Source organism: Algoriphagus confluentis (assembly GCF_036245625.1).
GTDB lineage: Bacteria > Bacteroidota > Bacteroidia > Cytophagales > Cyclobacteriaceae > Algoriphagus > Algoriphagus confluentis.
This window is the reverse complement of sequence record NZ_BTPD01000014.1, coordinates 36,229-59,423: the sequence shown is the minus strand read 5'-3', so window position 1 is coordinate 59,423 and position 23,195 is coordinate 36,229. Positions and strand designations below refer to the sequence as shown.

The 23,195-nt window shown below is 44.3% G+C and carries 22 protein-coding genes; 14 read left to right on the top strand and 8 right to left on the bottom strand.

Features of this window, described 5'->3' with window-relative positions; all coding sequences use genetic code 11:
* Position 1: 1 nt before the first annotated feature.
* A complete protein-coding gene (locus tag AAA943_RS18380; RefSeq protein WP_338225759.1) occupies positions 2 to 496 on the bottom strand; it encodes an ECF-type sigma factor in 495 nt (164 codons plus the stop codon).
* Between the two features lie 309 nt (positions 497 to 805).
* Between AAA943_RS18380 and AAA943_RS18375 the strand changes: the two genes are divergently transcribed.
* The 3 genes from AAA943_RS18375 to AAA943_RS18365 are packed head-to-tail and all read left to right on the top strand — an operon-like array spanning position 806 to position 2,710.
* A complete protein-coding gene (locus AAA943_RS18375) occupies positions 806 to 1,633 on the top strand; it encodes an alpha/beta fold hydrolase (RefSeq protein WP_338225758.1) in 828 nt (275 codons plus the stop codon).
* Positions 1,630 to 2,127, top strand: coding sequence for an RNA polymerase sigma factor (locus AAA943_RS18370; protein ID WP_338225757.1), 498 nt, complete (start codon positions 1,630 to 1,632; stop codon positions 2,125 to 2,127). Before AAA943_RS18375 ends, AAA943_RS18370 begins: the two co-directional genes overlap by 4 nt.
* Positions 2,120 to 2,710 carry a hypothetical protein gene (locus AAA943_RS18365; RefSeq protein ID WP_338225756.1) on the top strand — a complete coding sequence of 197 codons (591 nt, stop codon included), beginning with the start codon at positions 2,120 to 2,122 and terminating at the stop codon, positions 2,708 to 2,710. The genes AAA943_RS18370 and AAA943_RS18365 overlap by 8 nt, the downstream gene beginning before the upstream one ends.
* An 87-nt stretch (positions 2,711 to 2,797) precedes the next feature.
* Here AAA943_RS18365 and lysS read toward each other — a convergent pair whose 3' ends face one another.
* Together lysS and AAA943_RS18355 are read right to left on the bottom strand one after the other, a co-directional pair.
* Positions 2,798 to 4,504: a lysine--tRNA ligase gene (lysS, locus tag AAA943_RS18360; protein ID WP_338225755.1), complete on the bottom strand. Its 1,707-nt coding sequence runs from the start codon at positions 4,502 to 4,504 to the stop codon at positions 2,798 to 2,800.
* Between the two features lie 68 nt (positions 4,505 to 4,572).
* Positions 4,573 to 5,766: a proline dehydrogenase family protein gene (locus tag AAA943_RS18355; RefSeq protein WP_338225809.1), complete on the bottom strand. Its 1,194-nt coding sequence runs from the start codon at positions 5,764 to 5,766 to the stop codon at positions 4,573 to 4,575.
* A 153-nt stretch (positions 5,767 to 5,919) separates the two neighbouring features.
* Between AAA943_RS18355 and AAA943_RS18350 the strand changes: the two genes are divergently transcribed.
* Positions 5,920 to 6,993 (top strand): chorismate mutase, encoded by a 1,074-nt coding sequence (locus AAA943_RS18350; protein WP_338225754.1) that lies wholly within the window; start codon positions 5,920 to 5,922, stop codon positions 6,991 to 6,993.
* Between the two features lie 6 nt (positions 6,994 to 6,999).
* On the opposite strand, the gene AAA943_RS18345 is transcribed toward AAA943_RS18350, so the two are convergent.
* Together AAA943_RS18345 and AAA943_RS18340 are read right to left on the bottom strand one after the other, a co-directional pair.
* Entirely contained in the window at positions 7,000 to 7,338 is a 339-nt protein-coding gene (locus AAA943_RS18345) for a DUF5615 family PIN-like protein (RefSeq protein ID WP_338225753.1), read from the bottom strand.
* Positions 7,335 to 7,556, bottom strand: coding sequence for a DUF433 domain-containing protein (locus tag AAA943_RS18340; RefSeq protein WP_338225752.1), 222 nt, complete (start codon positions 7,554 to 7,556; stop codon positions 7,335 to 7,337). Before AAA943_RS18340 ends, AAA943_RS18345 begins: the two co-directional genes overlap by 4 nt.
* A 459-nt stretch (positions 7,557 to 8,015) precedes the next feature.
* Here AAA943_RS18340 and AAA943_RS18335 point away from each other — a divergent pair, with 459 nt between their 5' ends.
* The 6 genes from AAA943_RS18335 to AAA943_RS18310 all read left to right on the top strand — a co-directional run bounded on the left by AAA943_RS18335 (position 8,016) and on the right by AAA943_RS18310 (position 14,306).
* Positions 8,016 to 9,113, top strand: a complete 1,098-nt coding sequence (locus AAA943_RS18335; protein ID WP_338219260.1) for a chorismate mutase — start codon at positions 8,016 to 8,018, stop codon at positions 9,111 to 9,113.
* A 79-nt stretch (positions 9,114 to 9,192) separates the two neighbouring features.
* On the top strand, positions 9,193 to 10,242 hold the full coding sequence (gene aroB / locus AAA943_RS18330) for a 3-dehydroquinate synthase (RefSeq protein WP_338225751.1): 1,050 nt from the start codon (positions 9,193 to 9,195) through the stop codon (positions 10,240 to 10,242).
* Between the two features lie 12 nt (positions 10,243 to 10,254).
* On the top strand, positions 10,255 to 11,487 hold the full coding sequence (locus AAA943_RS18325; RefSeq protein ID WP_338225750.1) for a 3-phosphoshikimate 1-carboxyvinyltransferase: 1,233 nt from the start codon (positions 10,255 to 10,257) through the stop codon (positions 11,485 to 11,487).
* Positions 11,484 to 12,308: a prephenate dehydratase gene (locus AAA943_RS18320; protein WP_338225749.1), complete on the top strand. Its 825-nt coding sequence runs from the start codon at positions 11,484 to 11,486 to the stop codon at positions 12,306 to 12,308. The genes AAA943_RS18325 and AAA943_RS18320 overlap by 4 nt, the downstream gene beginning before the upstream one ends.
* A complete protein-coding gene (locus tag AAA943_RS18315) occupies positions 12,305 to 13,453 on the top strand; it encodes a pyridoxal phosphate-dependent aminotransferase (RefSeq protein WP_338225748.1) in 1,149 nt (382 codons plus the stop codon). Before AAA943_RS18320 ends, AAA943_RS18315 begins: the two co-directional genes overlap by 4 nt.
* A 4-nt stretch (positions 13,454 to 13,457) precedes the next feature.
* Entirely contained in the window at positions 13,458 to 14,306 is an 849-nt protein-coding gene (locus tag AAA943_RS18310; RefSeq protein WP_338225747.1) for a prephenate dehydrogenase, read from the top strand.
* A gap of 50 nt (positions 14,307 to 14,356) precedes the next feature.
* Here AAA943_RS18310 and AAA943_RS18305 read toward each other — a convergent pair whose 3' ends face one another.
* Positions 14,357 to 14,719: a four helix bundle protein gene (locus AAA943_RS18305; protein WP_338225746.1), complete on the bottom strand. Its 363-nt coding sequence runs from the start codon at positions 14,717 to 14,719 to the stop codon at positions 14,357 to 14,359.
* A gap of 132 nt (positions 14,720 to 14,851) precedes the next feature.
* Between AAA943_RS18305 and AAA943_RS18300 the strand changes: the two genes are divergently transcribed.
* The 3 genes from AAA943_RS18300 (at position 14,852) to AAA943_RS18290 (ending at position 18,239) form a co-directional block, all read left to right on the top strand.
* Entirely contained in the window at positions 14,852 to 15,823 is a 972-nt protein-coding gene (locus AAA943_RS18300) for a Kelch repeat-containing protein (RefSeq protein ID WP_338225745.1), read from the top strand.
* Between the two features lie 84 nt (positions 15,824 to 15,907).
* The gene (locus tag AAA943_RS18295) at positions 15,908 to 16,612 is read left to right on the top strand and encodes an SIMPL domain-containing protein (RefSeq protein WP_338225744.1); all 705 of its coding nucleotides are present in this window, start codon (positions 15,908 to 15,910) and stop codon (positions 16,610 to 16,612) included.
* Between the two features lie 109 nt (positions 16,613 to 16,721).
* Positions 16,722 to 18,239: a M20/M25/M40 family metallo-hydrolase gene (locus AAA943_RS18290; RefSeq protein ID WP_338225743.1), complete on the top strand. Its 1,518-nt coding sequence runs from the start codon at positions 16,722 to 16,724 to the stop codon at positions 18,237 to 18,239.
* A gap of 9 nt (positions 18,240 to 18,248) precedes the next feature.
* Here AAA943_RS18290 and AAA943_RS18285 read toward each other — a convergent pair whose 3' ends face one another.
* Both AAA943_RS18285 and AAA943_RS18280 read right to left on the bottom strand, forming a co-directional pair.
* Entirely contained in the window at positions 18,249 to 20,525 is a 2,277-nt protein-coding gene (locus AAA943_RS18285; RefSeq protein WP_338225742.1) for a helix-turn-helix domain-containing protein, read from the bottom strand.
* A gap of 80 nt (positions 20,526 to 20,605) precedes the next feature.
* Positions 20,606 to 22,213: a DUF748 domain-containing protein gene (locus tag AAA943_RS18280; RefSeq protein WP_338225741.1), complete on the bottom strand. Its 1,608-nt coding sequence runs from the start codon at positions 22,211 to 22,213 to the stop codon at positions 20,606 to 20,608.
* A 152-nt stretch (positions 22,214 to 22,365) separates the two neighbouring features.
* On the opposite strand from AAA943_RS18280, the gene AAA943_RS18275 reads away from it, so the two are divergent.
* The gene (locus AAA943_RS18275) at positions 22,366 to 23,187 is read left to right on the top strand and encodes an endonuclease/exonuclease/phosphatase family protein (protein WP_338225740.1); all 822 of its coding nucleotides are present in this window, start codon (positions 22,366 to 22,368) and stop codon (positions 23,185 to 23,187) included.
* The last annotated feature ends 8 nt before the right edge of the window (positions 23,188 to 23,195 follow it).

The window sequence follows — 23,195 nt, the reverse complement described above, 5'->3', positions numbered from 1 at the left end:
TTTAGGTTCTTAGTTCCTTACTCAACCAAGCTTTGGCAAGACGCCAATCTCTCCTTACCGTATCAATGGACACGCCCATCATTTCGGCGATCTCCTCATGCTTGTACCCCCCAAAAAAATGGAACTCCACCACCCGACTATGCCGGTTATTGAGTGCTTTGAGTCTATTCAAGGCATCATTCAGCTGCAGTACTTCCTCCGGTGAGGTCATTACCGCCCGATTTGCTGCGCCATAGGTCAATTGGATTTGGTCACCTCCACGCTTTTGACGCTTTTTTTGCCGGGCATAATCCACCAAAAACCTTCGCATAACTATAGCGGCTATGGCTAAGAAGTGATTTTTGTCCACATAGCCTTTTTCATGATTATCCATTTTCAGATAGGCTTCATGAACCAAAGCCGCTGTGTCTAGTGTACTCGATTGATATTCCATCCTTAGCTTTTGCCTAGCCATTCGGGAGAGTTCGTCGTAGCACCTCAAAAATTGGGCTTTCATTGCCGAAAAGTGGGGGTTCATACTCCCCGTCATCGTAACGTCGCGCATCCTTAGAAAATCAGTGAGATTGAAAATAAAACCAAAACCCATAAAAGCCTAGCTATAAGCCGATTATTTCAAAAATTCAAATTCTTGATTTGTAGTTTATCCCATTTTCATTTCTAGCAAATGAATAGTCATGGTGCCAGAATAGGATTTTTTTTGAAGAAAAAGTAAATCCTTTTCAATGGAGTGTAACAAAAAAAGGCTTTGGTTTTCTAAGTAGAAAAAACAGGATTCTCCTTCAATAAACTTGAAACTAATTCGATTATGAAAAACTACCTTTTCCTCGTCCTCTTGACCATTCAGACCGGACTTTTCGCTCAATCTTCCATTTCTGTCATAACCTCCGGAATGGGAGAGCCAATTCTGTTTCTTCCGGGATTTGCTACGCCGGGAGAGGTTTGGGATTCCACCGTCCAGAGTGTTCCGGGACACCAGGTGCATGTGGTGACCTATGCGGGTTTTGGTGGGGTCGCTCCTGTGGAAATGCCCTGGTACGGCAAGCTTAAATCCGATCTAATCCAGTATATCGAAAGCCAACAACTGGATAAACTTACCCTAATCGGGCACAGCATGGGCGGTAATCTGGCTTTGGATTTGGCAGCACACTTTCCGAATCGAATCCAAAAAGTCGTGATCGTGGATGCCCTTGCCTGCATGCGGGAAGTGATGATGCCCGGAGTACCTGCAGAAGCCTTGGGCTACGAAAGCCCCTACAATGATCAATTGCTTGCAATGGATGAAGCTGCACAAAGTGCCTATTTGGATCAAATGACCAAAAACATGATGACCAAACCAGAAGACCAAGAACAGGTAAAATCCTGGATGACATCAGCTGATCGGAAGACTTTTGTCTATGGATATGTAGATCTGCTTAAATTGGACAACCGGCCGCTTTTGCCTACCATTAAAGTTCCCGTACTTATCCTCGTGGCAGGACAGCCCTTTGGCCCGGGCGCCTTGGAAACGATGAAAAATCAATATTCAACCCTTCCCAATAAAACATTTGCTTTGGCAGCAGACAGTAAGCATTACCTGATGCTCGATCAGCCGGGATGGTTTCATGAACAGCTAACGACCTTCCTTGCCCAGTGAACCCAAGCCAAAAAACAAACTTTGACTTCCTCTATCAATCCCACTACCCTATGGTGATGCAGCTATGCATGGGTTTTATGAAAGGAGATCAAGATCAGGCCAAAGATCTCACCCAGGAGGTGTTTATTCAGGTTTGGAACAATCTGGGTAAGTTTCGTCAGGATGCTACGCCCAAAACCTGGATCTACCGAATCACGGTGAATACTTGCCTGAATTTTCTGAAAAAGCAGAAAAACAAAGATCAAAAACTAGGAGAAATCATGAGAGACCAAGAAACGACCGAAGAAATCGAATTCACCGAAACTGACCCGAGTAAGATGCTCTTTGAAGCTATGGGTAAACTCTCCGAAATCGACCGACTGGTAACCGGACTTCTTCTTGATGATGTTCCCCAAGAGGAAATAGCAACCATCCTCGGGATCACCGAAGGAAATCTCCGAGTCAAAATCCACCGCATCAAACTCAGACTTAAAAAGTTGATCGATCATGAATGAATTAGGAAATATGCTCAAATCCGGCTGGCAAAAATCCGCAGTCGACCTCCCCACTCCTCCTCCTACCCAAAACCTCATCGATGAGGCAAAACGGCTGAATGGAGAAAGCTTCAAATTCCAGCGAAGCACACTCCTGATTTTAGGCTCAACCTTCCTGATGATGTGTTACTTCCTGCTGTTTTACTTTGGTTTTCGGGAAACACTCAGTCACTTGGGCGTAGGCCTGATGTTGGGATTTTTTCTTATTCGAATCCTTCTTGAAGCTTACAGTTTGAATCAGGGAAGGAAGAAAGAAATCACCCAATCGGCGGTAGAGAATCTGGAATCCGAGAGAAAATATCTCCGGCTCCGACTCCGAATTCATGGGCCGGGCACTTACCTGACTTTGGGGGCCTACACTTTGGGCTTTATGTTGCTCTTGCCCGAGTTTTCAAACTACATTTCTTCTTTTTGGATGGCTGCTATGGTCTGCTCGTACTTCATTCCGGGAATTATCCTGACTTTGCTGATTCGGAAAAATGTGCAAAAGGAAATCCGGGAGCTGAGGAGAGTGGTAGAGCTGAGGGAGATGGTTTTGGAGTAGATGACAGTGTATAAATAGTCAGAAAGCTAAAAAAATGAAAGCTGGATGTTGGTCCAGCTTTCTTTGTTATATCGCATTCGATGGGGTTTAACCTACCAAATCCACCGTCAGAATCTCCCCTTCCTTCGTCACTTTGACCAAGCCTTTTTGGGAAAGTCCTTTCATGGACACATCCCATTTTTTACCACTCAGTCCGGATTGGGCTTTGAGGTCTGGAAGGGAGGCAGGGTGATTTTTCCCCAGCAAATCCATGATGACCTTTTCCTCTTCAGTGAGCTCGACGGCTTTTTTCTCCGGTCTCATCTGAGGGAAGAACAAGACTTCCTGAATCGTAGAATTATCCGTCAGCAGCATGGTCAATCGGTCAATTCCGATGCCCAAACCAGAAGTAGGTGGCATTCCATACTCGAGTGCGCGGAGGAAATCCTCATCCATGGCCATCGCTTCGTCATCCCCGCGAGCGGCTAGTTTCAATTGCTCCTCAAATCGCTCCCGCTGATCAATCGGGTCATTCAGCTCGGAATAGGCATTAGCGATTTCTTTTCCGTTGACAAAAAGCTCAAATCGCTCCACCAAGCCTGGCTTGCTTCTGTGCTTTTTCGCCAAAGGCGTCATTTCGATTGGATAATCGGTGATGTAGGTCGGCTGTACCAGATTGGCCTCTACTTTGGCTCCAAATATCTCATCGATCAGTTTGCCTTTACCCATAGAAGCATCCACTTCGATACCGAGTTCAGCACAAACTTTCCGCAATCCTTCCTCATCCATTTCGCTTACGTCGACTCCCGCATATTCCTTGATGGAGTCAAACATCGTCAGTCTTCTGTACGGCCCAGCGAAGTCAATTTCCTTACCACCGACTTTCACGACGGTCTTTCCGTGGATAGATTCGGTCACTTTTTCCAGCAACTCCTCCACCATCTCCATCATCCAGATGTAATCCTTGTAAGCCACGTAAATCTCCATGGAAGTGAATTCAGGATTGTGAGTTCGGTCCATTCCCTCGTTTCGGAACATTTTCCCAAACTCATACACCCCGTCAAATCCACCTACAATCAGCCTCTTGAGGTAAAGCTCATTGGCAATTCGTAGGAAAAGCGGCATATCCAAGGTATTGTGATGCGTCATGAAAGGTCTGGCAGCTGCGCCACCGTGAACCGCCTGAAGAATCGGCGTCTCCACTTCCAACCATCCGTGATCGTCAAAATAGCGACGCATGTTGGAAATAATTCTCGAACGGGTGATAAAGGTTTTCTTGAACTCCGGGTTAACAGTTAAATCCACATATCGCTGACGATAACGCTGCTCAGGATCAGTAAAGCCATCGTAGACATTTCCTTCCTCGTCTCTTTTTACGACAGGAAGTGGCTTTACTGCCTTGGAAAGAACTTTTAGCTCAGTCACGTGGAGCGAAATCTCTCCCGTCTGTGTGGTAAAAATGTATCCTTTCAGTCCTACAAAATCTCCAATACCCAGCAGTTTTTTGAATACGCTATTGTAAAGCGTTTTATCCTCTTCAGGGCAAATATCATCCCGACGAACATAGATCTGAAGGCGACCTGTGGAATCCTGAATCTCTCCAAAAGAGGCAGAACCCATGATTCTGCGACTCATCAATCGACCCGCGATGGAAATGTCCTTATAGTCCGTCTTTCTGTTTTCGTAGTTTCTATGGATGTCTTCCGCAGTTACATTGATGGGAAAAGACTCCGCCGGATAGGGATTGATTCCCAAGGCGTAGAGTTCTTCCCGGTCCTTTCTGCGTTCGAGTTCCTGTTCGCTAAGAAGTTGCATTTATGTTTATTTGAAATTTGAAATTCTAAATTTGAATAGGCTGGAAGACCGAAGACAGGAGACAGAAGTTAGGATTTCGGTCTTCCGTCTTCCGTCTTCCGTCTTCTCATTTCCCTCTTCACCAGCTCAAACTCCCGGCTGCTTTGACCTGCGATCGAGGTATTTTCTGCTGCCCGACGGGTGAGGTAAGGCATTACTTTTTCAACCGGACCATAGGGCACATATTTGACCACCCGATATCCCGCTTTAGCCAGATTGAAAGAAATATTGTCACTCATCCCATAGAGCTGAGAAAAGAACACCCGATCTGATTGAGGATCGATCCCATGGAGGTTCATCCAATTGGTCAGTTGAAGGCTGCTTTTCTCATTATGTGTGGCGCAGACCAGGTAAACTCCATTTTCCACGCTGTATTGAATAGCCGCGTCGTAATCTCGGTCCGTAGCTTCTTTGTTGGGCTGAATCGGATCCTGATAGCCCATTTCTTCCGCTCTTTCTCTTTCCTTTTCCATGTAGGCACCACGAACAGGCTTGGCACCGAATAAATACCCTTTGTCCAAAGCCACTTGATGGGCTTTTTTCAATCGTTCTAGCGAATCATGGCGATACATTTGATAGGTATTGTATACCACACAGCGCTCCCGATTGTATTTTTCCATGGCCTCGTAAGCCAAGTCATCAATCACATTTTGGAACCAGGACTCCTCTGCATCCACAAGTATTTTCAAACCCAAATCGTGAGCTGCCTTGCAGAGTTTGTCCACTCTTCCTTTCATTTTTGCAAAAGCCTTCTCTTCGCTTGGAGTGAGCTTTTCTCCTGCCTGAATCTTTTCCATGATATGATAATCACCCAAACCGGTCACTTTGAACACCCCAAAAGGCATGTAATCCGTCTTGGCTGATTCGATGAGCGTCCGATGGATCTCATCACAGGTTCGGTCAAATGACTCCTCATCCCCTTTTCCTTCTACTGACAAATCCAGAATCGCGTGGACGCCATATTTAGCCAGTTTACTGGCGGCCTGAATGCTTTCTGCGATCGTTTCCCCACCGCAGAAGTGCCCAAACATGGTCTTTTTCATGATTCCTTTGACAGGAAGCTTGAGTTTAAAAGCCAAGTTGGCTAGGCCAATCCCCAAGTCGGAGATTAGGTTATTATTAAGCGTCGCAAAAATCAGATACATTTTCCTGAGTTCTGCGTCGGATTTGGAAGCAAAGGCCACTTCCAGATTCTCAAAAGAAATTTTGGGTTTGACGGGCATATCGCTCATTTAAGGCTGCAAAGATATCAAAAAAACCAAAGGCGCTTCCCGTTTGTTCGGGATTTGCCCCAGTGAATCAAGCGAAAAAACAGAATTTTTATTCCAAAGAAACTTTGGCATAAGTACGGTAGTTTTGCAAGCATGAACCCAAGTATGACAAACCTCTTCCCTTTTTCGGAATTAAATTCTGAAAAGCAACCTTTCGTTATCGCTGGCCCCTGCAGTGTGGAAACTCCCGAGCAACTTCACGCCACCGTATCCCAACTGGTGCAGGAAGGAATCCAGGTCATCCGTGGCGGTGTCTGGAAACCGAGAACTCGGCCGAATGGATTTGAAGGAGTAGGTGCCTTGGCCCTGCCTTGGATCAGCGAGGTGAAAAGGGAGTTTCAAGTCAGATTTGCGGTAGAAGTAGCTTCTGCCAGTCACGTAGAAGAAGCGCTAAAAGCAGGCATCGATGTACTTTGGATTGGAGCAAGATCCACAGTGAATCCATTTACCGTTCAGGAAATTGCGGAAAGCCTACGGGGAGTGGATGTTCCTATTTTGGTAAAAAACCCTGTAAATCCTGACTTAGGCCTTTGGCTGGGAGCTTTTGAGCGATTGGAAAGTGTGGGCTTGACCCGCTTGGGTGCTATTCACCGCGGTTTTTCAAACTACCGGGATCAGGTTCATAGAAATTCTCCCATGTGGCAAATCCCCATCGAATTCCGGACGCTTCGACCCGAAATCGCTATGATTAACGATCCGAGTCACATTTCCGGTAAACGATCTTTGGTTCCTGAAATCTCCCAGAAAGCTCTTGATCTCAACTTTGACGGCTTGATGATCGAATCGCATATTCAGCCGGATGCAGCCTGGACGGATGCGGCACAGCAGCTTACTCCTAAAGCTCTTGGGGAACTCATCCGAAAACTCAAAACCAGAAAAGTTCATTTTGAGGCACCAGAAACCCTGCACCAACTCGAGGAAATCCGTCACCAAATCGATGAGGCGGATCGGGAGATTCTAGAGGCATTTGCTCGAAGAATGCACTTGGTAGAAAAAATCGGCGATTACAAAAAGCTAAACAATGTGGCTGCCTTTCAGCGAGAACGCTGGCAGGAAGTGTTTGAATCCAGGCCGGAATGGGGCAAAAAACTAGGTTTGAATCCGGAAGCGGTCGAAGAGATTTATCGAATCATCCATCAGGAGTCGATTCGAAGGCAGACGGAGATTTTGGATTCTTGATAGTTATCAGGGGTTGATAATTTCCAAAACCCCAGAATCTTCATTTTCCAAGAACTCGATAATATGATTTTTGTGATTCAGAAAAATCTCAAAAATTGACTTCGTGGTGAGATTTCCAGTTCTTATCCAAATGATTTTAGGAGGAAAACCTTTCAAAATACTCAAATCAAAAAAATCCGAGTCAAAGGTTACAATTGAAAAATTTTTCAATCTAGCAAACTGGAAAATCTCCAAATCCGAAGAGTCCTCCAATCCAACAAATCTTACATGCTGAACTTCAAAATCAAACCATATACCCTTTTTTAAGATTTTTGGTGAAATATCTTGATCAAACAGAAGCCTCAACTTGACAAAATCATTGCATGATCTTTATCAGCGGCAAAAGCAAGACAAGCATTTATCATTTCCTCAGATATTTCTTCAAAATCTTCCATGATTTCTGCTTTTGTCATTCCATTGGCCAACCAATTCAGCACATCATAAACACTGATTCTGGTTCCTTTCAAACAAGGCTTTCCAAATCTCTTATCTGGCCTGATTTCAATATAGTCTTTGTAATTCATGTCTCTTAAGTTAGTCAATCTTCAATTTAAACAGATTTCCTTGTGAAAAATGTTTCAATACCGTCAGACATATTTGACAAAAGCAAAATAATCAATACAAAAATTTTTCTTTGAGTACAATTTAAAATTTTATTCTTCTATTTAAATTTATTTTAAAATATAATTCCAAAAAGAATTGAAAAACCCCAGCTAATTGAAATATTTTCAAACTTCCATCCTTTTCGATTGAAAGTCTTCAACGATTTCTTCAAAAAATAATTTTGGATTTAAAAAATCCCCTTTTACATTTACGACATGTTAATCACAGCAGCGATCTATTTTACTTTCTTTTACTTTTACTTTCGAAGTCAAAATCGAATCGGAGTTGTGTATTGTCTAGCCAAAAACTAAAAGAAAATAAAAACACAAAAGCCCGGTTCGAAAGACCCGGGCTTTTTTCATTTAAAACGCTCAAGCCGTATGAAGCCACACAAACAAATCAAAGACTGGGGATTGGGATTAACCACTCCACTCATCATCGCAGGACCATGCTCCGCAGAGACACCAGAGCAGATCGAGCAGATCTGCAAAGAAATGAAGGAAGAAAATATGGTTCCCCAGCTCTTCCGTGCGGGAATTTGGAAACCAAGAACCCGGCCGGGATCTTTCGAAGGAGTAGGCGAAGAGGGCCTGAAGTGGATGGAGATCGTGCGCCACCAGCTCAATATCCCTATTACCACAGAGGTAGGGAATGCCGCTCACGTAGAATCGGCACTAAAGCACAAAGTGGATGTGCTTTGGATCGGAGCGCGAACTACGGTGAATCCTTTTGCAGTCCAAGAGATCGCAGAAGCCTTGAGAGGAGTGGATATTCCGGTGATGATCAAAAACCCAATGAATCCGGATTTGGAACTTTGGATGGGTGCATTGGAGAGAATGTACGCAGTAGGAATTGACAAACTTGCTGCGATTCACCGAGGCTTCTCCGACGCATACGACAAGCGCTACAGAAACAAGCCCAACTGGTCCATGCCTATTCACCTCAAAAGAGAATGGACCGGAATGGAAGTCATCAACGACCCATCCCACATCGTAGGCCGAAGAGACGGTCTATTGGAAGTGGCTCAGAGCGCAATGAACTTCGGTTTGGACGGGCTGATGATCGAGACTCACCACAATCCGGATAAGGCTTGGTCCGATGCCAAGCAGCAGGTGACTCCGAAAAGACTGAAAGAAATAATCCTTTCCATCGATTTCAAAACTCCTTTGGAAAACATGAAGCCAGATGAGCGTCTCCAAGACCTTCGTCGGGCTGTAGACCACTTGGATGATCAGCTTTTGGATATTCTTCAGGAAAGATTTGCCGTAATCGATCAGATCGGTAATCACAAGCGAGAACACCATTTGACAGTTTTTCAATCTGACCGATGGAAAGAAGTAATGGAATCCCGAACTCAAAAAGGTGTGAAAAAACATCTCAGCGAGAAGTTTATGAAAGAGTTGCTTTATTGTATCCATGAAGAATCTGTAAAGCGTCAGGAAAAACAACTACGTGAGGCCGAACCGGTTAAAAAATAAATCTGCTCTCAAACTCAGGAAGGCCGTCTCATTTGGGACCGCTTTCCTAACTTAGTCCTTTCACCAAACCGGTCAATCCGTGGAATCCGTCATTTTCTCAGCTGATAGTAAGCAGTCCATTTCGGAGATTTTATCCGAGCTTTCCTACTCCAGATTGGTGGTACTGACTGACTTAAACACGCAAAGACATTGCCTGCCGATCATTCAGGAAATTCTCCCAAAAGACACGGTTTTCATCTCTGTTTCTCCCGGAGAAATTCATAAAAATCTGGACACCTCCTCCATGATTTGGAACCGAATGACTGAGGAAGCCTTGGACAGAAAAGCCTTGATGATCAATCTTGGCGGTGGTGTGATTGGCGATATGGGTGGCTTTTGCGCAAGCATCTACAAAAGAGGAATCCGATTTATCAACTGCCCCACTACGCTGCTCTCTCAAGTAGATGCCAGTGTGGGAGGAAAATTAGGCATCGATTTCAACGGGCTGAAAAACCATCTCGGCGTATTCAATGAACCCGAAACGGTCGTAATCGCCCCTGAATTCCTAAAGACTTTGCCTCAAGCCGAACTTCGATCCGGCTATGCGGAAATCATCAAACACGGGTTGATTCGGGATAAAGCCTATTTCAAGAAACTTCAAGCCCAGAACTGGGAAAACCAAGATTGGGATAGGCTAATCCGTCACTCGGTAGGAATCAAAAAAGCCGTCGTGGAAGCAGACCCAAAAGAAAACGGGCTTCGGAAAATCCTGAATTTCGGTCATACCATCGGTCACGCTTTCGAGTCCTATTTTCTGGACACCAAAAATCACCTGCTCCACGGGGAAGCCATAGCTTTGGGCATGATCGCTGAAGGATTTCTTTCCTTCGAAAAAGTTGGATTCAGCTTTGAAGAGTTCGAAGAAATGAGCCGTTTTCTGCTTCAAGTGTATGGAAAAGTTGATTTTTCCCATAACGAACTCGACCCAATTCTCGATCTCTGTACCCAAGACAAGAAAAACGAGGGTTCGATTATCCTTTTTTCCCTTCTCGAATCCATTGGCAATTGTACCTACAACATTCCAGTGACCCGGGAAGAAATCAAAAATGCCATTCTGTATTACCACCAACTCCAAGCGGCTACAGCCTAGACTATTCCAACCATGCAACTCCTTCGCCTTGCCCAAAAAAGCGAATTCGATTCCTTATCCATTCCTCTTCCTTCTTCCAAAAGTGAATCCAACCGCGCTTTGGTGATCGATGCCCTGACTTTGGGCAAAAACGAAATCACCAACCTCGCCGAAGCTCGTGACACCCAAACCATGATTCGCTTGCTGGAAACGAGTCCGCCGGTTTTTGACGTGCTCGATGCAGGTACAACCATGCGTTTTTTAACGGCCTACACGACGGTCACCAATCAGAAAAAAGTCATGACCGGAACTGCCCGAATGTGTGAACGTCCCATCGGCATCTTGGTGGATGCACTTCGTACTATCGGAGCCGATATCCATTACCTAAACAAAGAAGGTTACCCACCCCTCGCCATTCACGGACTTCCCATGCAGACCACTGACAAGGTGAAAATCCGTGGGGATGTATCCAGTCAATACATTTCTGCCATGCTGATGATTGCTCCGATCTTGCCTTTGGGCTTGGAAATCGAGCTCGAAGGCAAAGTAGGAAGTCGGACTTATATCGAGATGACACTCGAATTGATGGCTCAATTCGGAATCAGCTACTCTTGGGAAGGAAACAAAATCCACGTTCCACATCAATCCTATACCCCTACCCGATTTGCCGTGGAAAGCGACTGGTCCGGCGCAAGCTATTGGTTCAGCCTCCTGGCTTGTGCAGATTCTGGAGAGTTATTCCTAGAAGGATTGAAAGAAAACAGTCTTCAAGGCGACTCCGCCATTGTGGAAATCATGGATCATTTGGGTGTAAAATCCACCTTCCAAAATGGAGGTTTACTCCTCCAAAAACAAGCTGTAAAAGGACTGAAAAACTGGGATTTCACCCATTGCCCAGACCTAGCTCAAACCGTCGCAGTGACTTGTGCCATCTTGGGACAAAATGCCAAATTCACCGGATTAGAAAGCTTGAGAATCAAAGAAACCGACCGGATTTACGCCTTGCAGCAAGAATTGGCCAAGTTTAACGCAGAACTGAAGGAAATCGAACCTGAAGTATTCCAAGTCATTCCTTCTGTGACCATGCCACATCAAGTGCAGATTCACACGTATGACGATCACCGAATGGCCATGGCATTTATGCCTCTTTTGACCAAAACAGAAGTGCTGATTGAAGAGCCAGACGTGGTCAATAAATCCTATCCAAGTTTCTGGAAGCATGTGGCTCTGACAGGAGTCCAAGCTAATAACCTGACAGAAGCATGAGTAGAAAAATTGCAATTCAGGGAGTTCCCGGATCTTTTCATCATCAAGTGGCTTTAAAAAACTTTGGGCTGGATTCCGAAATAGTAGCATTCAACACCTTTGAACCGGTAGCCAAATCAGTGGCATTGGGAGAAGCGGATTTTGGTGTGATGGCTATTGAAAACTCGATTGCAGGAGCTATCCTTCCCAATTACGATTTGATCGATCGGTACGGCCTGTTTATTCGAGACGAGTATTATTTACCCATTGCCCATCAACTGATGGCCTTGCCTGGACAACAGATTCAGGAAATTTTCGAGGTTCGCTCTCACCCGATGGCTTTGCTACAATGCAAGGCGTTTTTAGCAAAGCACCCTCATATTCAACAATTCGATGATGTGGATACTGCGTCTGTAGCCAAGCGGATTTCTGAAGAAAAACTTTCAGGAATCGCAGCAATCGCCAGTGAGATCGCAGCTGAGATTTATGGATTGGAGATTTTGGCCAGAGACATTCAGACGGTGAAAGACAATTTCACCCGTTTTATCATTTTACAAAAGGAAAAAATCCAGACTAAAATCCTTCCCAACAAGGCTTCTTTCAAAATAACGATACGAAATGAAGCCGGAGGTTTGGCCAAATTGCTCACTATGCTAGCAGAAAAAGGCCTGAATCTGAGCAAAATCCAGTCAATCCCGGTTATGGAAAAACCCTGGGAATATGCCTTTTTTATCGATGCTGAATTCGGAGATTACAACCAATTCAGGGAAGCAATGGACTTGGTAATCAAGGATTTTGGAGATTTAAAAATATTTGGAGAATACAGCAGCAGAAAAGGATGAAGGGATTTGCAAACAGAATCAATAGTGTCGAAGAATATTACTTTTCGGCCAAACTCCGGGAAGTCAACCAACTTATCGCCGAAGGAAAACCGGTGATCAATTTGGGGATCGGTTCGCCCGACCTCGCTCCCGATCGCAGCGTGATCGAAGCACTCAAAAACACGGCTGAAAACGGCCAAGCCCACGGCTACCAAAGCTATCAGGGCATTCCCGAATTGCGGATTGCGATGGCTTCGTTTTATCACCGCGAGTTTGGGGTTGAGCTGCTTCCCAACAAAGAAATCCTGCCCTTAATGGGCTCCAAAGAAGGAATCATGCACATCAGCATGGCCTTTCTAAATCCTGGAGATCAAGTCTTGATCCCCAACCCAGGCTATCCCACCTACACCTCTGTGACTCGGTTATTGGAAGCCGAACCTATCTTTTTCTCCTTGGATTTGGAGCAAAAAGGAAGACCCAATCTGGAGGAGCTAGCGCAAAAAGATCTGTCCAAGGTCAAATTGATGTGGATCAATTATCCTCATATGCCAACGGGAGCTTCGGGGTCAGTGGAAATCCTGACTGAATTGGTGGCTTTTGCCCAAAAGCATGATATCATACTTGTCAATGACAATCCTTACAGCCATATCCTGAATCCAGGGCCTTTGAGTGTTTTGAGTATTCCGGGAGGAAAAGACGTCGCTTTGGAACTCAACTCACTCAGCAAAACTTTCAACATGCCGGGTTGGCGAGTAGGAATGCTCTGCGGTAGAGCTGATTTTGTCGATGCGGTACTGAAAGTCAAGTCCAATATGGATTCAGGCATGTTTCTGGGACTTCAGAAAGGAGCAATTGCAGCCCTTTCTTTAGGAAAAAATTGGTTTGCTGACCAAAACGAAATCTACACCAATCGCAGAAAGCTCGTTTGGAAACTGGCTGATCTTCTCGGCCTCAGCTACGACACCCAGTCCACAGGTCTTTTTGTCTGGTGTAAAGTCAACGGAGAGAAATCTCCTGAGGAGCTTGTCGATTGGCTCCTTTATGAAAAAAACATCTTTATCACCCCAGGAAAAATCTTCGGCACAGCAGGAAAGGATTACGTGCGTTTTTCGCTCTGCATGCCTGAATTCAAAATCTTGGAAGCTATCAACCGTATCAAACCTTAACCTTATGCAAAAAATACACATCATCGGACTAGGACTATTAGGAGGTTCTTTTGGTCTCGGCGCTCGTCAGAAATTCCCTGAAATCAAAATCACCGGTCACGATACCAACCCTCAAAACCTGAAGGACGCCTTAACTTTAGGCATCATTACCGAAGCCAAAGAAACTCCGGATTCGGATACAGATTTGGTGATTTTGGCAACTCCTGCAGATACCTTGGGAGATCTTTTGCTCCAGACTTTGGATCAAGTGGGGGAAAACACCCTTGTTTTTGATGTGGGATCGACCAAAGCAAAACTCTGCGCCATGATGGCCAATCATCCGAAAAGAAAGCAATATCTAGCTGCTCACCCGATCGCAGGTACAGAGTATTCGGGTCCCAAGGCTGCTTTTGCCGATCTTCTAAACCGCAAAGTCAATATCATCTGTGAATTGGAAAAAACGGATTTGCATCTGAAGGAAAAGGCTTATGCACTTTTTGATGCACTTAACCTGAAGCTGAGATTTATGGATCCTGAAGAGCATGACCGTCATTTGGCATTCGTATCACACCTTTCCCATGCTTCTTCCTTTATGCTGGGTCAGACGGTCTTACAGCGAATGCAGGATGATAAAAATATCTTTGATATGGCAGGATCGGGATTTGCCTCCACCGTACGTTTGGCAAAATCCAGCCCTGCGATGTGGGCCCCGATTTTTACCGAAAACAAGGAAAATGTATTGGCCGCTTTGGATGGATATATCCAAAACCTGACTGATTTCAGAAACAAAATTGCTTCGGACGATAAGCAGGCATTATTTGACGAAATGGCCGAGATCAATAAGATTCGGGATATATTGGATTTAGGAAAATAGACGATTTCGGATTTCAGATTTCGAAAAAAGAACCTCAGAGTTATTACCTATTACTTTGAGGTTTTTTGATTTTTTCTCGTAGTATTTATCGTGGAGACTACGATGGCTAGCAATTCATTGCATTCTTTCCAAAGTGGTTCTATTATTTCCTGACTTGCCAGACCAGAATCAGAAATCAGTTCCAGCCAATATAGAGTTTCGTCGGATTCCTCTTCTACTATACCTAATTTGGAAAGAAATTCAGCAGTAGACCTACCTCGTAATGCCGATCTGTAATTCGCACCCATAGAAGTAGATGACCTTATGATTTGATTACTGATTATAAAAGTCGCATTCTTCTTGGGAAGGGTGTCACAAAGTTGAATAACACTTAAAGCAAATTTCTTGAAACGAATTTTCAATTGCTCTTTCATAGGGATTTGATTTTAAGGTCATAGATTTGAAAAAAAGAATAATTAATTTATTAAAAATCAATCACTTAAAAAAAGTAAATCTGCTTGGAGCAGTACCGAAATCCGAAATCCCATTTCCGAAATTGTGAAACTATGAAACCCAGCTTAATCCTAACCTTCTGTCTAATTTCACTAAGCCTTTTTGCTCAGGAATCCTGGACGACGATTACCCCAAAAACGGAAGCTACTCCGCGGCACGAAAACTCCTTTGTGGATTGTAATGGAAAGCTTTATTCTCTGGGTGGCCGAGGGGAACGACCCGTGGAAGAGTATGATCCAAAAACCAATACCTGGACCAAACTGGCCGACGCCCCCATGGAAATCCACCATTTCCAAGCCATCAGCTATGAAGGCGAAATCTGGGTGGTCGGTGCACTTACAGGTGGCTATCCTCATGAAACCCCCATTCCTAATATTCTGATATTCAATCCAAAAACAAAAACTTGGAGAAATGGGCCTGCACTTCCAAAGGACCGAATGAGAGGCTCAGCGGGTGTATTTGTTCGCGAAAACAAAATCTATATGGTCTGCGGAATTCAGGATGGACATTGGGACGGGTTTGTCTCTTGGTTTGATGAATTGGATCCCAAAACCGGGAAATGGACTGTACTCCCTGATGCTCCCCGAGCCAGGGACCATGTGAGTGCAGCTATGGTTGGTGATAGGATGTACCTAGCTGGAGGACGTACTTCGCATGCCAAAATCGGACGTGTAATCGACACCACTATCAAAGAAGTAGACTATTTTGATTTCAAAACCCAAACTTGGAACACCATCGAAAACGGGATTCCCACCGAGCGGGCCGGCAATTCCAACTTGGGCATAGGATCTTATTTGGTCGTACTAAATGGAGAAAGCGGCGTGCAGACTCCTGCCCATGCCGAAGTGGAAGTTCTCGATACCCGCACCCATACTTGGAGCAAATTGCCCAATCTTAATCAAGGAAGGCATGGTACCGGAGCAGCATTTTTGGACGGAAAAATATGGGTTCAAGCTGGTTCAGCCAATCGAGGAGGAGGTCCTGAAATCAGTACCTTGGAATTTTTGGAGTGGAATTTGAGATAGTTAAGTCTTAAAAACTCTAAAATTCGGCTGTCTTTAGCTTTAATGGAGCAGCTTTTGAATTGAAAAAAGCAAACAAATATTCTTATGAAACATCTTCTCTCACTCGCCCTTTTCTTTGGGCTCGCATTTGGAACTTTTGCCCAGCAGCTGACCCAGCAGGTTCCACTCATCGAAGTGGAAGGATACGCTGAACGAAAAATCGCTCCTGATGAGGCGGTTTTTACCATCAGTCTTGAAGAAAAATCTCTACGTGTCAACGATGCGGTAACCATACTGAATAAAAAAGCTCAGATCTTAGCTGACGGCTTAAAAAAGGCTAAAATTAAAAACTATCAGCTGATCGCGGACAACTACTCCGTAGACGTCAACAGAATCTACAGGAGTGGTTCCTCGAGAGATAGCGGCTATGTGGCCCGACAGACACTTCGGATCGTAACCACCCCGGTCAATGAGGACTTACACAAAATCTCCGATGCTATTCAATCCTCAGGGGACATGAGCTATAATTTCCACTTTGGCATTGCTGAAAGTACACGAAAGTCTTTGGAAAACACCCTGTTGGCAGAAGCACTAAAGGATGCTGAAAGCAGGGCTTTACTAATTGGAAGTACTTTAAAACTTCAAGGAATGCGGGTTTTCTATGTAGGCATGGAGCCCAACTATTCTCCCCAACCGCGATACGACATGAATGTAAGAGTCATGGCTGATGCATCTCCAGCTCCGGAAATGGTAATCAATCCCGATCAGCAGACTATCAGCAAGCGAGTTTTTGTCAAATACACTTACTAAACTATAAGCCGCAATCGCGGCTTTTTTTTGATTCTATTCAAAGAAGGACTTGTAGAAAATGAACTTGGATGAAGGGGGGCTTTTGCCTATTTTACCCAAAATATCATACATGAAAAAGCTCATTCTTCTTCCTGTTTTCGGAATTTTCTTTACCCTTTCTGCCCAGACTCCTGACCAATCCCAACTCGAAACACTCACAGAGGCCAATTGGCAAAAAGGAATTCAGATACTAAACGAATTGGTATCCATCCCCAATGATGCCTATTATCCAGAACAGATCGAGCCCAACATTCAGTGGTGCGAAAAGGCTTTTGCCAGTAGAGGATGGAGCTCGGAGCGTTTGGATACAGGAGGGATTCCTTTGCTTTTGGCAGAGAAAAAACAAGAAAGTGCTACCAAAACAGCCCTCTTCTACTTCCATATCGATGGGCAGGCTGTAGATAGAAGCAAGTGGAATCAGGATGATCCCTATAAACCTACTTTAAAGGAGCAAAAAGCAGACGGAAGCTGGGAAATTATTCCTATGGATCGGCTTCAGGCTGAATACAATCCGGATTGGAGGATCTACGGAAGATCGACCTCTGATGATAAAGGACCCTTTGCCATGTTCCTTACCGCATGGGATGCCTTATTGGATCAAAATCTGGCTCCAGACTACCACATTAAAATCATTTTGGATTTTGAAGAAGAACAAGGCTCGCCAAGACTTCCTGCAGCTGTAATTCAATACCAAGAAAAATTAAAGGCAGATTTGATGCTGATCATGGATGGTCCAAGACATACTTCCAACTTACCAACCCTGAGCTATGGAGCAAGAGGAATTTCAGAATTGTTTCTGACCACCTATGGCCCCCGTGTCCCTCAGCACAGTGGGCACTATGGCAACTATGCCCCCAACCCTGCCTTATTGATGAGCCAACTCCTCGCTTCCATGAAAGATGCCGAGGGAAGGGTGGTCATACCTGGATTTTACGATGGAATCAAGTTAACAGACTCCGAAAAAGCAATTCTTCAGGCAGTACCTGATGATGAATTTGTGATCAAAAAACGGTTGGGTCTGGGACGAACAGACCAAGTCGGACAGACCTATCAGGAGAGTATTCAATATCCATCTTTGAATATCCGGGGAATGAAGTCTGCCTGGGTGGGGCCTGAAGCCAGGACCATTGTGCCCGATATCGCCGTTGCAGAATTGGATATGCGATTGGTCCCAGAGTCTGATCCGGTAAGACTCTTCGGGTTGATCAAAGAACACATCAGGAATCAGGGGTTTTATATCGTGGAAAAGGACCCATCAGATGAAGAGCGGATGAATCATCCAAAAATTGTGAAAGTAAATACCTCTATCTCCTACCAAGCTTTCCGAACGCCGATGGATTCCCCAACCGGAGCTTGGTTAAGGAAAGCCATGGCCAGAGCCTTTGGGCAAGAACCTGTTCAAATCCGAATTTCTGGAGGATCTATTCCTATTTCTCCTTTCGTGGATGCTTTGGGGATTCCCGCGGTGACTATCCCCACTGTTAATGCAGACAACAATCAACATAGCCCAAATGAAAATATCCGTTTGGGAAACTATAAGGAAGGAATTTTGGCAATTCTAAGTGTTTTGACCGAGCCAATCTATTGAGTCTCTTTCCTATTTGGCTAAGGGGGAGCTAAGAACGAGTTTGAGAGTACTATACTCGTATTTTCCTTGAAAATGCTCATAGTATTCCTTTAACCCATCATATTTCCCGTCTACAGCCCGGATTTCCGCTATGGTGGATTTATCCACCAAATCTTCGAGCGGAATCTGACCTTTTTGCACCCCATGAGCCAGATGTCCATAGATGGTGGTCAAGGCAAAGCCCCTTTCCTCAGCAATCTCTTCCGGCTTTTTCCCTTCGAGAAAAAGCCGGATACTCCAGGATTTAGTATCCTCTTTTTTCTCCTTGCCTTCGGTAGGTAAGGCAGGCTTTGGATTTTTGGCACGTTTTCGACCTGTTTTGGTTTTGTGTTGCAGCATAAGGTCTGGATTTTCCATCCTGAGTTTATCCAGCATTTCTTTTCGCATCTGGCCGGCTTCCTGATCAAAATCACCAATCTTCCCCGTGGACTCCCCGTGAAGGATATGATGAATCAATTTCCCTACTCTTGAGATCTGAATGTACTTTTTGAGCAAGTCTAATTCCAGTTCACCCAGATCATTTTGATAGCTTTTGATCCTGCTGAGAGCCTCGGTTTTCAATTCCTGAAGAAGAATAGTTTCAATAGGTCTTCTAAGAAAATCCTGATAGTAAGCCATTCCCTTTTCCAAACGAAGCTGAAGCTTTTCTTTATCCTTTTGCAGCAAAAGCTGGATCAATTGCATGCGGAACTTTCGGGTATTTTCCAGCTCTTTTTCCAAATGAGCGAATATCTCCGGAATAGCTTTTTGCATTTCCGGATCTTCAAACTCCATCGAACTGTCGTGCTCTTTGGCAAATAATCGGATAGCCTGCAATAAGCTTTCAAATTCAAAAGTCTGCTCGATTAATTCCTGAAGATAATTTCCCTGACGTTGACGAAGGAGTTGATTCAGGTCTTGCTGCTGGTCGGTAGATTTGACAAAGTCCACCACCTTGGAGTCCGTATAGATGACATCTTCCCGGATTCGGGTACCCAAAACCAAGCCATCCAAGCTCCTCAATCGACTCAAGGCCACATACACCTGCCCCGGAGCAAAGGCTTGGCCCACATCGATGATTGCCCGGTCAAAGGTCAATCCCTGACTTTTATGCACGGTCACAGCCCAGGCGAGTTTGATGGGATATTGTGAAAAAGTCCCAATCACCTCCTCTTCCAGCTCTTTAGTTTCGGGGTGTATTTGGTATTTTTTGTTTTCCCAAAGCTCTTTTTTAAGAATATATTCCTCTCCACTTCCATCCATTTCCACCACAATCTGATCCTCTTCCAGGCTGAGGACTGTGGCTAGCTTTCCATTGAAATAGGAAGAAAGTCCGGAAGTGTCATTTTTGATAAACATCACCCTTGCTCCGACTTTCAGCTCAATCTCCTTAGGCAAGGGAAATAGATTTTCGGGAAAATCTCTTTCCACCTCAGCTTGGTAGAAAAAGGATTCTTTTTTCAAAAAATTCAATTCCCTCCGATTGATTTCATCTGCCTTGTAATTGTGAGTGGTCAGGGTAATGCAATCCTTCAATTGCCGTATTTCATCCGGACTTTTGTAGTGGGAATTCAGCAGACGGATATCATCTAGGGTAGGTCTGTTATCCCGAAGATGGTTGAGCACACGAATGAATGTTTCGTCCTGCTGCCGAAAAATGCGGTCCAGTTCCAGGTAAACCATTCCGGCACCTTTGAGACATCTAGCTTCAAAGAAATGCATAGAGGCGTAAAACTGCTTCAATACGGCCCACTCCTCCTCTTTTACCACCGGCGGCAACTGATGCAAATCTCCGATAAAAAGTACCTGAACCCCTCCAAAAGGGACATTGAACCTTCTTCGTACACTCCTCATTCGGTAGTCGATGGCATCCAAAATATCTGCTCGGAGCATACTCACCTCATCAATTACCAATAGATCGATGGATTTCAACACATCGCGACGGAGTTGATTGAGCGGGTGCCTTCGGGCCAAAGTCAAATGGGAAACAAAACCAAAGCGGTCGGTATAGTTACCCTCCGGCTCTCTCACCGGCAAAAAAGAACCAAAAGGCAACAGAAACTGGGAATGAATCGTGACACCCCCTGCATTAAGCGCAGCAATTCCTGTCGGGGCGACGACAACGAATTTTTTATGGGTTTTGACTGCAAGTTCCCTTAGAAATGTTGTTTTTCCGGTACCTGCCTTCCCGGTCAAAAAAAGATGAGCTCCCGTGGTATTGACAAAACGCTCAGCTAGGTCAAGCCTGTCTGTAGAAAAACTTTCCATTTAACTAAATTAATCAAACTAAACAAAAAATCATTTATTTTCCTTGACCAATCGTCTCCAATTACCTCAAAAGGAAATCTTCAATCCTCTTTGGCCTCAAGAAGGGTTCGAACTGCACTCCCTGGGACTATTTTCATCATTCCTTCTTTGGTACTCTGCCAAAGTAAATTAAAAGGCCCTCTGTACCTGTTTCGTTCAATCTGAAAAGAAGGAGACAAATAGTTTTTGGTATCTGGTTGATTGGAATGATTAAGGGCCAAGTTGGCAAGGGAAGAGACGATTATGTTCTTTTTACCTCCCTTTTTTGCCAACATCTCCACCTTTAAATCCCTGTAATCAAAGAGCATATCTACCTGAGCACTACGCTCAGAGGCATGAATAATCAATTTTAGCCGATCCATAAATCCCGAACTCACACTTCCGTTCATGATGGGTTTAAGGGTTGAATTGAGGGTAGTAAGGTCAAAATCGGTCAAGCTTACTTCCAGGGTAAATCGCTCCGACTGATAAGGCACGCTCAGCGAAAAATTCAGTTTTCCACTTCCTTTGACATTGCCTGAAATTTGAGCGTCAAAGTGACCAAACTCTTCCTGAAACTCGGGAATTGAGGTCAGATTGATCAGGTGACCTTCCAGATTATCCCAGTGAATTTGCCAAGACTGTCCATTTTGAGGCACATTTTCTCCATAAGCAATGTGGCCATTGGAAATCACGAGTGTATCCAACTTGAGAGGAAACTCCAATCGCTGAATCATCCCCTGAAACATCGGTTTGATTTCAGCAGGAGGGCGAGGCTTCGCTTTATTCCTGAAGTCAGTCAGATTAAGTCCAGCTACAAGAAGCTTATCGGCTCTCACGTCCAAATCCGAATAAAAGTTGGTGTTTGCTTCAATGCCGAAGAAAACCAAAGAATCTGCCCGAACATTGATCAGATCTTTTTGATAATCCAGACCATAGGAGACTTTCTCCAAGCTTTGCAGGTACTCCAGACCGATGTGTTCAAACTTTATTTTATTGATCTTGGAATCAAAAGAGGCTTTTCCCAAATGAAAATTCTGTCCGGTTTTGAGCTGATAAACCAAACTATCCAAATGGATCTGCAAATCATCAAACTGAAAAGGAATCAATTGTTTGACTAAAACAGAATCCGTCGCCAAGCCTTTGACAGATATGGTGAGATTGCTTAAAAAACCCGTCTCTTTTTCTCCTTCTTTCAAAGAGGCAGAAGCATTTTCTAAAGTGAAATTACGGATTTCTCCTCTGGCCAAAAGGTCACCGAAAAGATCCTGAAGTGAATTGGCAGAGTGATACTGATTAAGGCTATCCGGGATATGGTGCACAATGAAATCAGGCTGGATAAACTCCAGCTTTTCGATGATTCCAATTTTCTGAAAAACCAATTTCATCAGATCAACATTGAGAAGCATAGCTTCCCGCATGCTCCCCTCGATATAGGAGGTGGGCAACTCTTTTGCCGGATAAATGGTGATATTTTCAAGCTTGATTTTTTTCCCAAAAAGATCTAAGTCCGCATTTTCAAATTTGAGATCGTATTTCCTTTCTGGCTGGGAATTGATAATGGAGGCAAGGTTGGAATTGACCCAAGTCTCCGCATAAAACCCCGCTCCAAGCAGGGCCAAAATGACAATCAAAAAAAAGAAAAACAGAATTTTGACTGCTTTGTTCATTTCAACCTTTTGTTATTCAACACTTTAAAAACCACAAACTATTCTGGGTAAGATCCTCTATTTGACCTACTCTTGACCTAATATCCTCAGGAAATGGGAGAATTTTCCAATCCAAATCAAAATTATTTCTATCTGTAAAAAAACTTGTTGGGATGGAATACATTTTGATACATTTGGGTATGAAGCAATTTTTCTTTCTTCTCCTTTTGGTGGGGTTCACTATGCAGCTCAGTCCCGCTCAGGAGATCAAAATTCTCACCTACAATATCTACCATGGGGAAAACCCTAATCGTCAAGGAGACAGTACTTTTCATTTGATCTCTGATCTGCTCATTCTTAATCAACCGGAAGTAGTCGCACTTCAAGAAGTCGATAGTATGACCCTAAGATCCGAAAGAATTTACCAACGCAAGCTGGATTTCATGCGTCAGCTAGCTCGCGAGACTGGATACAAAGGATATTTTGGCAAGGCAATGGATTTTGAAGAAGGTGGATATGGCGAAGGGCTTCTGGCCAAAAAAGGTGCTGCCTACCATACTCTACCCCTGCCCAATCCTGCAGGAGGAGAGCCCCGTGCCATGGCTTGGGTGAAAGCAGAACTAAAAACCTTGGAAGAATTTTATTTTGGAGGCACTCATCTCTGCCATGAATTTGCCGAAAATAGAAAAGCCCAGCTGGATTCCATCCTTTCTTATGCGGAGACATTGGACAAACCGGTTATTTGGGTGGGTGATTTGAATTTTACCCCGGATTCTGAAGAATACAGATCTATTCCTTCCCATTGGAAAGAAGCTGGACGAGAAGCCGGTAATGAGCAGGCGACCTATGGAACCGGAGATGGGGCAGGTAGAATTGACTATATTTGGTATGATTCCAGGAAGTTTGAACTGGTAGAATATAAAGTTCTGAATCAAGTAGCCTTCTCTGACCACTATCCTATCTGGGCTGTACTAAGGATGAAAAAAGAAGAATGAGAAAACCA

What these genes read in the sequence shown, in the direction of transcription:
- AAA943_RS18340 (WP_338225752.1), bottom strand. Translation starts at nt 7,556, where the DNA reads ATGAATTACAAAGACTATATTGAAATCAGGCCAGATAAGAGATTTGGA.
- AAA943_RS18380 (WP_338225759.1), bottom strand. Translation starts at nt 496, where the DNA reads ATGAAAGCCCAATTTTTGAGGTGCTACGACGAACTCTCCCGAATGGCT.
- AAA943_RS18325 (WP_338225750.1), top strand. Translation starts at nt 10,255, where the DNA reads ATGCAACTCCTTCGCCTTGCCCAAAAAAGCGAATTCGATTCCTTATCC.
- AAA943_RS18355 (WP_338225809.1), bottom strand. Translation starts at nt 5,766, where the DNA reads ATGCCCGTCAAACCCAAAATTTCTTTTGAGAATCTGGAAGTGGCCTTT.
- AAA943_RS18290 (WP_338225743.1), top strand. Translation starts at nt 16,722, where the DNA reads ATGAAAAAGCTCATTCTTCTTCCTGTTTTCGGAATTTTCTTTACCCTT.
- AAA943_RS18335 (WP_338219260.1), top strand. Translation starts at nt 8,016, where the DNA reads ATGAAGCCACACAAACAAATCAAAGACTGGGGATTGGGATTAACCACT.
- AAA943_RS18310 (WP_338225747.1), top strand. Translation starts at nt 13,458, where the DNA reads ATGCAAAAAATACACATCATCGGACTAGGACTATTAGGAGGTTCTTTT.
- lysS (WP_338225755.1), bottom strand. Translation starts at nt 4,504, where the DNA reads ATGCAACTTCTTAGCGAACAGGAACTCGAACGCAGAAAGGACCGGGAA.
- AAA943_RS18305 (WP_338225746.1), bottom strand. Translation starts at nt 14,719, where the DNA reads ATGAAAGAGCAATTGAAAATTCGTTTCAAGAAATTTGCTTTAAGTGTT.
- AAA943_RS18275 (WP_338225740.1), top strand. Translation starts at nt 22,366, where the DNA reads ATGGAATACATTTTGATACATTTGGGTATGAAGCAATTTTTCTTTCTT.
- AAA943_RS18300 (WP_338225745.1), top strand. Translation starts at nt 14,852, where the DNA reads ATGAAACCCAGCTTAATCCTAACCTTCTGTCTAATTTCACTAAGCCTT.
- AAA943_RS18315 (WP_338225748.1), top strand. Translation starts at nt 12,305, where the DNA reads ATGAAGGGATTTGCAAACAGAATCAATAGTGTCGAAGAATATTACTTT.
- AAA943_RS18285 (WP_338225742.1), bottom strand. Translation starts at nt 20,525, where the DNA reads ATGGAAAGTTTTTCTACAGACAGGCTTGACCTAGCTGAGCGTTTTGTC.
- AAA943_RS18280 (WP_338225741.1), bottom strand. Translation starts at nt 22,213, where the DNA reads ATGAACAAAGCAGTCAAAATTCTGTTTTTCTTTTTTTTGATTGTCATT.
- AAA943_RS18350 (WP_338225754.1), top strand. Translation starts at nt 5,920, where the DNA reads ATGACAAACCTCTTCCCTTTTTCGGAATTAAATTCTGAAAAGCAACCT.
- AAA943_RS18320 (WP_338225749.1), top strand. Translation starts at nt 11,484, where the DNA reads ATGAGTAGAAAAATTGCAATTCAGGGAGTTCCCGGATCTTTTCATCAT.
- AAA943_RS18375 (WP_338225758.1), top strand. Translation starts at nt 806, where the DNA reads ATGAAAAACTACCTTTTCCTCGTCCTCTTGACCATTCAGACCGGACTT.
- AAA943_RS18365 (WP_338225756.1), top strand. Translation starts at nt 2,120, where the DNA reads ATGAATGAATTAGGAAATATGCTCAAATCCGGCTGGCAAAAATCCGCA.
- AAA943_RS18295 (WP_338225744.1), top strand. Translation starts at nt 15,908, where the DNA reads ATGAAACATCTTCTCTCACTCGCCCTTTTCTTTGGGCTCGCATTTGGA.